At 73.3% G+C, this 9,288-nt stretch carries 6 protein-coding genes; 4 read left to right on the forward strand and 2 right to left on the reverse strand.

Features of this window, described 5'->3' with window-relative positions; translation table 11 throughout:
- The 3 genes from Q7L73_RS28220 to Q7L73_RS28230 form a co-directional block, all read left to right on the forward strand.
- Positions 1 to 1,006 (forward strand): ABC transporter permease (locus Q7L73_RS28220; protein ID WP_304715777.1); only part of this gene is annotated, 1,006 nt, incomplete at its 5' end.
- Positions 1,003 to 1,779 carry an SDR family NAD(P)-dependent oxidoreductase gene (locus Q7L73_RS28225; RefSeq protein ID WP_304696142.1) on the forward strand — a complete coding sequence of 259 codons (777 nt, stop codon included), beginning with the start codon at positions 1,003 to 1,005 and terminating at the stop codon, positions 1,777 to 1,779. The genes Q7L73_RS28220 and Q7L73_RS28225, both read left to right, overlap by 4 nt.
- A gap of 17 nt (positions 1,780 to 1,796) precedes the next feature.
- Complete coding sequence (locus Q7L73_RS28230) at positions 1,797 to 6,644, forward strand: hypothetical protein (RefSeq protein ID WP_304696144.1); 4,848 nt, start codon at positions 1,797 to 1,799, stop codon at positions 6,642 to 6,644.
- A 15-nt stretch (positions 6,645 to 6,659) separates the two neighbouring features.
- Here the strand turns inward: Q7L73_RS28230 and Q7L73_RS28235 are convergent, their stop codons facing one another.
- A complete protein-coding gene (locus tag Q7L73_RS28235; RefSeq protein ID WP_304696146.1) occupies positions 6,660 to 6,821 on the reverse strand; it encodes a hypothetical protein in 162 nt (53 codons plus the stop codon).
- Between the two features lie 62 nt (positions 6,822 to 6,883).
- Positions 6,884 to 7,813 carry an alpha/beta fold hydrolase gene (locus Q7L73_RS28240; RefSeq protein ID WP_304696148.1) on the reverse strand — a complete coding sequence of 310 codons (930 nt, stop codon included), beginning with the start codon at positions 7,811 to 7,813 and terminating at the stop codon, positions 6,884 to 6,886.
- 29 nt (positions 7,814 to 7,842) lie between these two features.
- On the opposite strand from Q7L73_RS28240, the gene Q7L73_RS28245 reads away from it, so the two are divergent.
- Positions 7,843 to 9,288, forward strand: a 1,446-nt coding sequence (locus Q7L73_RS28245; RefSeq protein ID WP_304715778.1) for a BTAD domain-containing putative transcriptional regulator, incomplete at its 3' end; no start/stop codon positions are given.

A 9,288-nucleotide genomic window follows, 5' to 3' on the forward strand; every position in this document is an offset into this window, starting at 1 on the left:
CGCCGCGCCAGCCGCGGCCGCCGCCTCCCCGCCGCCGCCGGCGGCGCCGGCCGGGCCGCCGCCGCGGCTGGAGGCCGCGCGCTCGGCGCTCGCGGTGCTGCTGCCGCTGGTCGTCGCGATGATCGTCTTCGCGCTGCTCAACAGCACCTTCCTGCGCTACGGCAACTTGACGCTGATCCTCAACACGCTCGCGTTCGTCGGGATCGTCGCGGTCGGGCAGACGCTGCTGATCGGCGCCGGCGAGTTCGACCTCTCGGTCGGCGCCGTGGCGGCGCTGTCGAGCTACGTCGCCGCCGCGCTCGTCGTCAGAGAGGGGCTGCCGCTGCCGCTGGCGATCGTCGCCGCGCTGCTGATCGGCGCGGCCTTCGGCAGCTTCAACGGGCTCGTCACGACGCGCCTCGGCGTGCCCTCGTTCATCGTCACGATCGGCACGCTCTACATCGGCCGCGGGCTGACCGACACGATCTCGCACGGCGTCTCGATCTACCCGCTGCCGAGCGCGCTGACCGACCTCGGCCAGCAGCGGATCGCGAGCATCAGCCTCGCGGTCTTCGCGCTGCTCCTGCTGGTGGTCGCGGGCGAGCTGACGCTGCGGCGGACGCGCTTCGGCCGGCGCCTGCTGGCGACCGGCGGCAACGCCGACGCGGCGCGCGTGATCGGCGTCGACACCGACCGCACGAAGGTGCAGGCGTTCATGCTCGTCGGCGTGCTGGCTGCCGTCGCGGGGCTGTTCCAGATCGCCTCGCTCGGAACCGGCGACCCGGCCGTCGGCACCGGCTGGGAGCTGACGACGGTCGCCGCCGTCGTGATCGGCGGCACGAGCCTGTTCGGCGGCGCGGCGACGGTCGCCGGCACGCTCGTCGGCGTCGTCACGCTGCAGGTGATCTCCAACGGGATCGTCTCGGCGGGGCTGGCGACGAACTGGCAGACGGTCGCGATCGGCGCGCTGATGGTCGTGCTCGTCGCGATCGACCTGCTGCGGCGCAAGGCGTTCGGCCGCCGATGAGCGCGCCGGCCGTCGTCATCACCGGCGCCGTCGCCGGAATCGGCCGCGCGATCGCGCTGCGGCTGCTGGCCGCCGGCTGGGCGGTCGTCGCCGTCGACCTCGACGCCGACGGGCTCGCGGCGCTGGAGCGCGAGCAGGCCGGCGCGGGCCTCGTCGGCGTCGCCGGCGACGTCGCGGAGCCGTGGACGCTGGAGCGCGCGGCCGCGGTCGCGCGCGAGCGCTTCGGCCGTCTCGACGCCTGGGTCAACAACGCCGGTGTCCCGACCGAGGGCCCGTTCGAGCAGGAGACGCTGGAGCGGCTCGACCGCACGCTCGCGGTCAACCTGCGGGCGCCGCTGCTCGGCTGCCAGGTAGCCGTGAAGGCGTTCCTGGAGAGCGGGACCGCGGGCGCGATCGTCAACGTCTCCTCGATCCACGCGCGCGCCGGCTTTCCCGGCTGGATCGCCTACGACGCGGCCAAGGGCGGGATCGACGCGCTGACGCGCAGCGTCTGCGTCGAGTTCGGCGCGCGCGGCATCCGCTGCAACGCGGTCGCGCCCGGCGCGGTGCTGACGGCCGCGACCGGCCGCGTGCTGGCGGCGGCCGAGGACCGCGAGGCGCTGCAGCGCCAGTGGCGCGAGCTCTCCCCGATGGGCGTCGTGCTGACGCCCGACGACGTGGCGGCCGCGGTCGCCTACCTGCTGTCCGCAGACGCCCGCTTCGTCAACGGGCACGTGCTCGCGGTCGACGCGGGCATGGCAGCGCGCTGTGTCGCGCTGCCGCCTCCCCGATAACACCAGAAGGAGCCACGATGAGCATGCGACGTGCCTGGCTGGTCCTCCCCTGCGCGCTTGCGGCTGCACTGCCGGGCGCGCTCGCGCCCGCGGCCCAGGCCGCCTCGCCGAGAACGAGCGGCGACGCCTACGCCACGCCCGGCGCCAACGACTGCACCTGGACGATCGGCACGGCCGGAGTCGAGAAGGTCGTGCAGCTGGCGTCGGGCTCCTTCACGATGACGAGCCTGAAGAACAAGGTCGCCTCGCCGGCGCTGGAGACGGTCCAGGGCGCGACCGCCTCCGACGAGTTCCGCTTCGCCTGGGACGGAACGACGCTGCGCGGCTCCTCCGGCGGCTGGAGCTGCGGCAGCGGCTCCGCGGCGGTCGTGACGGCCGGCGGCGAGAACGCGGTCCAGGTCGACGTGACGCTGGCGCGCACGGGCGTCAACGTCGTCAAGCACTACCTCGTCTACCCGTCGACCGCGGTCATCCGCGAGTGGGCGGAGTACGTCAACAGCGATTCCAGAGCGCACAGACTGACCGCGCCGAGCTTCCTCGAGCAGCGTCTGCTCGGCAACGACGTCGCCGACGTCGACCTGCGCTGGATGACCGGCGCGCGGATCGACCCGGGCGCGAAGTCCTACACCGTCAAGACGAAGGCGCTGAGCGCCAGATACGCGCGCGAGTTCGACAGCTACGACCTCTTCAACGGCTGCGCGACGGACGCCGACGCGACCGGCGCCTGCGCCACGCGCGGCTTCAACGAGACGAGCGCGACGTACATCCCGTGGTTCTCGCTGCAGAACCGCAGAACGAACGACGGCGTGATGTTCGGCTTCGACCACCATGGCCGCTGGCGCACCACGGCCGGCCTGCTCGACGGCGCGCAGACGGCGGTCTCGATGACGCTGCCGAGCTACGACGCGTCGGTCGCGGCCGGCGCGACGGTGACGATGCCGAGAGCGTTCACGGCGATGTGGTCGGGCGACCTCGACGACATGACCAACCGCCTGCTCGACTGGCAGTACAGATACATGTGGGATCTGACGCGGAGAGAGTTCTACGCCGACGTCCGCCTCGTCGGCGAGATCGGCAACGGCGCCCATCCCTTCGGCGGCGTCGGCGGTCCCTACGACCCCGCCGGCCTGATCCAGAAGGTCTTCGGCTACGCCGACCACATCCGCGAGATCGGCGGCGACGGCTACCACCGCGACATCGGCTGGTACACCGGCAACGGCGACTGGACCGGGCCCGACTGGGGGCAGACGATCCCCTACCTCGGCAAGTCCGACGTGAGACACACGATCTACTACTCGGCCTACAACGCCGACCCGCCGGCGCCGATCTACCAGCAGCATCCGGAGTGGTTCGTCAACGGCTCGCCGTGCGGCTACGCCGACCGGCTCGCCGACCTCTCGATCGCCGGCGCCGCCTCGTGGGTGCTCGGCGAGATCTCCAGAAACGCCGACCTGTGGGGCGACTACGCCTGGCGCAACGACTCCTGCCCGGTCGCGAACGTCGACGGCGCCACGCAGCTGGGGCAGAGCCAGGCGTTCCAGCGGCTGCAGGAGCAGTTCCTCGCCGCCTACCCCGACTCGTCGGTCCAGAACGTCGACTCGGGCGGCTACGAGATCGGCTGGGAGATGGTGCGGCGCGCCTCCAGCCTCAGCTTCACCGACTGGAACGGCGTCGACCAGGCGCACGACGGCGGCTCGCGCCTCTTCAACGTCGACAAGCTCAGCGGCATGGGCGGCAACTGGCCGACCGAGTACTGCATCCCGGCCTGGAACATGCTGCTCGGGATCAACCCCGAGTTCGTCAACGACCCCGACGACCCGACCGCGATCGAGTGCATGCGCAGACTGCTGGAGCGCTACCACTTCCTGCAGGCCAACGGCGTCGTCGGACGCTGGATCCACCAGTTCCACCCGGCCTCCTCGCTGGACGCGCGCGCCTGGTTCCAGCGCGTCAGCGGCGACAGAGCGAAGTCGGTCCTGATCTACAAGGGCGAGCCCGACCCGCACAGCCGCACCTGCTACCCGGTCACGATATGCCCGGAGCCGACCGACTTCCCGGGCGCGACGCCGAGCGGCAGCGTGACCGTCTACCCGAAGGGGCTCGACCCCGCGACGACGTACACGGTGACGTTCGAGTTCGCCTCCGGCAGCAGCAGCCGCACGGGCGCCGACCTGATGAGCAGAGGCGTGACGCTCAGCAGACCGCCGGCCGGCGAGCTGGTCTTCCTCGGGATGCCGAAGAACCCCGGCGGCGGCCGTGACACGACCGCCCCGGCGGCGCCCGGCAACGTGACCGCGCGCTACGCGACGAACGTCAACTACGACGGCGTCGACGTCACCTGGGACGCCGCCACCGACGACGGCTTCGTCAGCCGCTACGAGGTGCTGCGCGACGGCGTCAAGATCGCGACCGTCGCGAAGGGCCGCTACCACTTCGACCACGACCCGGCCGCGAGCACGCACGCGACCTACTCGGTGCGCGCGATCGACGCCGACGGCAACGTCTCCAGAGCCGGCGCCAGCACGCCGCTGTCCGGCACGGACCGCACCGCGGTCGACGACGACGCCAGAGCGCTCACCTACCAGGGCACCTGGACCCACGCGACCGGCAGAGCACAGGCCTACGGCGGCACGCTCTCCTCGACCGACACGGACGAGTCGCGCGTGAAGTACACGTTCACCGGCAGCGGCATCACGCTGTTCGCGAGACTCGGCCCGAACTGGGGCAGAGCGCTCGTGCAGATCGACGGGCGCACCGAGACGACCGTCGACCTGTGGGCGCCCGACGCCAACAACTGGCGGATCCCCGTCTTCTCGCGCACGTGGCCCTCGCGCGGCAGACACACGATCGTCGTCGAGCGCAGCGGCAGAGCGAACGTCCATGCCAGCTCGAACGCGATCAACGTCGACGGCTTCCAGGTCCGCACGACGAGACCGGTCACGACCGACGACGCCGACGCGAGCTTCAGCGGCGCCGGCTGGAAGCGGCCGCAGAAGGGCTTCTCGGAGGCGCTCGACGAGGGCGCGACCGTCAGCTCCGCCGCGCTGCTGGAGGACCCGGCCACCTGCCACTCGGCCTGCCAGGGCTTCCGCGGCACGCAGGGGACGCACAACTGGAGATACCAGGACCTGCGCGCCGGCGTCTGGACCGACATCTCCAACTACCCCAACGCACTGCCCGACGGGCCGGCGTGGCACGACCCGAGAATCCCCGGCGGCGTCGTCTACGCGAGCGCGATCCACCCGGGCGAGAGCAACGACACCGCGCGCACCTGGATCGCGCCGCGGCCCGGCGTCGTCGACGTCACCAGCCGCGTCTTCAAGGTCGACCCCAACGGCGACGGCGTCGTCGTGAAGATCACCAAGAACGGCACGACCGTCGTCGGCCCGAGAACGCTCGCGGGCGCCGACACGGTCGGCTTCGCGCTCGACGCGGCCGGCATCACGGTCGCGCAGGGCGACGCGATCCGCTTCGAGATCAACCGCAACGGCGCCTGGTACAACGACACGACCCACTGGGACCCGGACGTGCTCTACCGGGCCGACGCGAGCTGCCACACCGCCTGCCGCGGCTTCAGCGGCGTGCAGGGGCAGGGCAACTGGCATTACCAGGACGTGCGCGGCGGCAGCTGGCAGGACATCGGCGGCTTCGGCCTCCACACGCCGCTGCCCGACGGCGCCGCGTGGCATGACGACCTGCCGTCGTTCGGCGGCTACATCTACCGCCAGTTCATCCACCCCGGCAACGGCGTCGAGGCGGCGCGCGCGTGGGTCGCGCCGCGCGCCGGCACGATCGACATCGCCAGCAGACCGGCGAAGGCCGATCCCGGCGGGCAGGGCGTCGTCGTGACGATCACGAAGAACGGCTCGACGACGCTCGCCGGGCCGCGCACGATCGCCGGCAACGACACGACCGGCAGCGCGATGGACCTCAGCAGCGTGACGGTCGCCGCGGGTGACGTGATCCGCTTCCAGATCACCGACAACGGCTCGTTCGGCTGGGACATGGCGCGCTGGGATCCGGAGATCACCTACCAGTCGAGAACGGCCTGCGCGCTCGCCTGCCAGGGCTTCTCCGACGTGCAGGGCTCTGACGGCTGGCACTACCAGGACAGACGCAACGGCACCTGGCTCGACAGCGAGGCGTTCACCGCCGCGCTGCTGCCGAGCGGCGACGCCTGGCACGACGACGACCCGACGATGGGCGGCTACCTGTTGAGATCGCTGATGCACCCGGGCATCTCGACCGACGCCGCGCGCGCCTGGGTCGCGCCGATGACGGGCACCGTCGACGTCACCAGCAGACCGTTCAAGGACGACGTCAACCCCTCCGGGGACGGCGTCGTCGTGCGGGTGACGAAGAACGGCGCGACGATCCTCGGCCCGCGCACGATCGCGGCGACCGACGGCACCGGCTCGGCGTTCGACGCGAGAGCGGTCGACGTCGTCGCCGGTGACGTGCTGCGGTTCGAGATCAATCGCAACGGCGCCTGGTACTCCGACATGACGGCGTGGGATCCGAACATCGCCTACACGGCCGCGGGAGCGGCGCCTGCCGTCGTTTACGACAGCGTCGCCGGCAGCGGCACGCAGGCGGTCGAGTTCACGGTCACGGCGCAGGACGTCGAGCTGATCGGCCGCCGCTGCGCCGCGTGCGGCAAAGCCGAGGTGTACGTCGACGGCGTCCGCGTGCAGCGGATCGACACGTTCGGCTACCGCGGACCGGACCAGTGGCAGACGCCGATCTGGCACTACAGCTGGCCGGCCTCCGGCAGACACGTGATCAGACTCGTGCCGACCGGGACCAGCTCGCCGCAGGCCAACGGCAGCGCCGTCTTCGTCGACGGGCTGCAGGTGAACGGCTAGGGGGAGAAGCCGGGCTCAGCTCCGCGCCGTCGTCGCCGCCGCGTAGGCGGCCGGCGGCGGCGCGGCCGAGTTCGAGTCGCCGACGCCGCGCGGGCCCAGCGCCGCGATCGCGATCCCGATCAGGAAGGCGGCCAGCACCGCCAGCAGGATGATGAGAAGCAGCAGTCGTCCGCTCATGCAACCGGATTGTGGTCGCTCCTTCGGCGGCGCGCCACCCCGAGATCGACCCTGAACCGGCGTCAGCGGGCCAGCAGCGCGCGCAGCTCGGCGACGATCCGCTGCGGGGCGGACTCGGCCATGAAGTGGCCGAGGTCGGCGGTGACGTGGTGGAGGTCGTCGCTCCAGGCGCTCCACAGCGCCTGCGCGTCATAGCCGAGCAGCGCGCCCCAGTCCTGCTGCACGACCGTCGTCGGCATCTGCAGGCGGGTGCCGGCGGCGCGGTCGGCGGTGTCGTGCTCGACGTCGATCCCGGCGGAGGCGCGGTAGTCGGCGACGATCGAGGGGACGGCTTGGCGGCAGGCGTCGAGGTAGGCGGCGCGGACGTCGGCCGGGATCGCCTGCGCGTCGGCGCCCCAGGCGTCGAGGAACCAGCCGAAGAAGGCGTCGGCGCTGTTGGCGATCAGCGTCTCCGGCAGGCCGGGCGGCAGCGCCATCAGGTAGAGGTGGAAGGCCGGTGCGGCGCTCATGCCGCTGAGCACGTCCCACATGTCGAGCGTCGGCAGCACGTCGAGGCAGGCGAGATGGGTGATCGTGCCGGGATGGTCGAGCCCGGCGCGGAAGGCGACCAGCGCGCCGCGATCGTGGCCGGCGAGCGCGAACCGCTCGTGCCCGAGCGCCGTGGCGAGCGCGACCGCGTCGGCGGCCATCGTGCGCTTGGAGTACGCGCTCCCGTCGGCGCGCTCGGCCGGCTTGTCACTGGCGCCGTAGCCGCGCAGGTCGGGGCAGATGACCGTGTGGTCGGCCGCGAGGTCGGCGGCGACGTGGCGCCACATCAGGTGGGTCTGCGGGAAGCCGTGCAGCAGCACGAGCGGCGTGCCGCTGCCGCCGACGGCGGCGTTCAGCGCGACGCCGTCGGCGGTCGTGACACGCTCGTAGGAGAAGCCGGGGATCATCAGGAGGCCTTTCGCTCTGGGTGGGTGCCCGGCAGCCTCGCGGAGGGCGATCAGCATCCGGTCAGCAGCCACTACCTTCTGACCCGATGGAGGTCTCGTTCGGAGTGCTCGGTCCGGTCGCCGCCTGGGACGGCGACGGCGCCGAGCTGGCGCTGAAGGGCCCGCGTCATCGCGCCGTGCTGGCGCGGCTGCTCGCCGCCGACGGCCGCGTCGTCCCGCTCGACCGCCTCGTCGACGACCTCTGGACCACCCCGCCGGCCGGTGCGGTCGGTGCCGTGCGGACCTTCGTCGGCGACCTCCGCCGCGCGCTCGAACCGGCCCGCCCACCCCGCACCCCGCCGCGCCTGCTGGTGACCGAAGGCCCCGGCTACGCCCTCCGCGTCCCCGCGGACGCGGTCGACGCCCGCCGCTTCGAGGCGGCCGTCCACGCCGCCGACACCGCGCTTGCCGGCGCGGCAGGAGCGAATGCTGGCGCGGCTGGCGCAGATCGCGGCGCGGCTGACGCAAATCCTGGCGCGGCTGATGCAGATCGCGGCGTGGCTGGCACAAACACTGGCGCGGCTGGCGCAGATCGCGGCGCGGCTGACGCGTGGAGGCGGCTCGACACGGCACTCGCGTTGTGGCGCGGGCCGGCGTACGCCGGGCTGGACGAGCCGTGGGCGGCGACCGAGCGCGGGCGGCTGGCGGAGCTGCGCCTGCACGCGGTCGAGCGGCGGGCGGCGGCGCTGCTGGCGCGCGGGCGAGCGGCGGAGGCGGTCCCCGACCTCGACGCCCACGCCGCCGAGCATCCCTGGCGCGAGGAGGCCTGGCGCCTGCTCGCGCTCGCGCTCTACCGCAGCGGCCGCCAGGCCGACGCGCTCGCCGTGCTGCGTCAGGCGCGCGAACGGCTGGTCGACCAGCTCGCGATCGAGCCGGGTCCGGCGCTGCGCGAGCTGGAGCGCGACGTGCTCGTCCAGGCCGACCACCTCGACGCCCCGCGCCCGGCCGCCGGCGACGCCTCCCGCGGGAAGACGGGCGACGACGCGGATGGCCGGGCCGCCGGCGACGCCTCCCGCGGGAAGATGGGCGGCGACGCGGCTGGCCGGGCCGGCGGCGACGCCTCCCACGCGGGGACGGGCGGTGGCGCGGCTGGCAGCGGCGAGGCGGGCGGGGCGGCCGGCAGCGTGGCGATCGGCGGCGGCCCCGTCGAGCGGATCTGGGCGGAGACGGCGGCGGCGTACGACCGGGCGGTCGCGGCGGGGTCGCGGGCGCGGCTGGAGTCGACCGTCGGGCTGCTGCGCGACCTCGCGGTGACGGGCGGCGGCGGGCTGCTGGAGGCGCGCCGCCAGCGCGTCGCGGCAGTCGCGGCGGCGGAGGAGCTGGGCGATCCGGAGCTGACCGCACGCGTGATCGGCGCCTACGACGTACCCGCGAGCTGGACCCGCGTCGACGACCCCGACCAGGCGGCCGCGATCGTCGCCGCGGCCGAGCGGACGCTCGCGCGCCTCGCGCCCGCGCCCGCCGCGCCCGCGCCCGCCGCGCCCGCGCCCGCT

This window comes from Conexibacter sp. CPCC 205762 (genome assembly GCF_030646155.1).
Taxonomy (GTDB): Bacteria; Actinomycetota; Thermoleophilia; order Solirubrobacterales; family Solirubrobacteraceae; genus Conexibacter.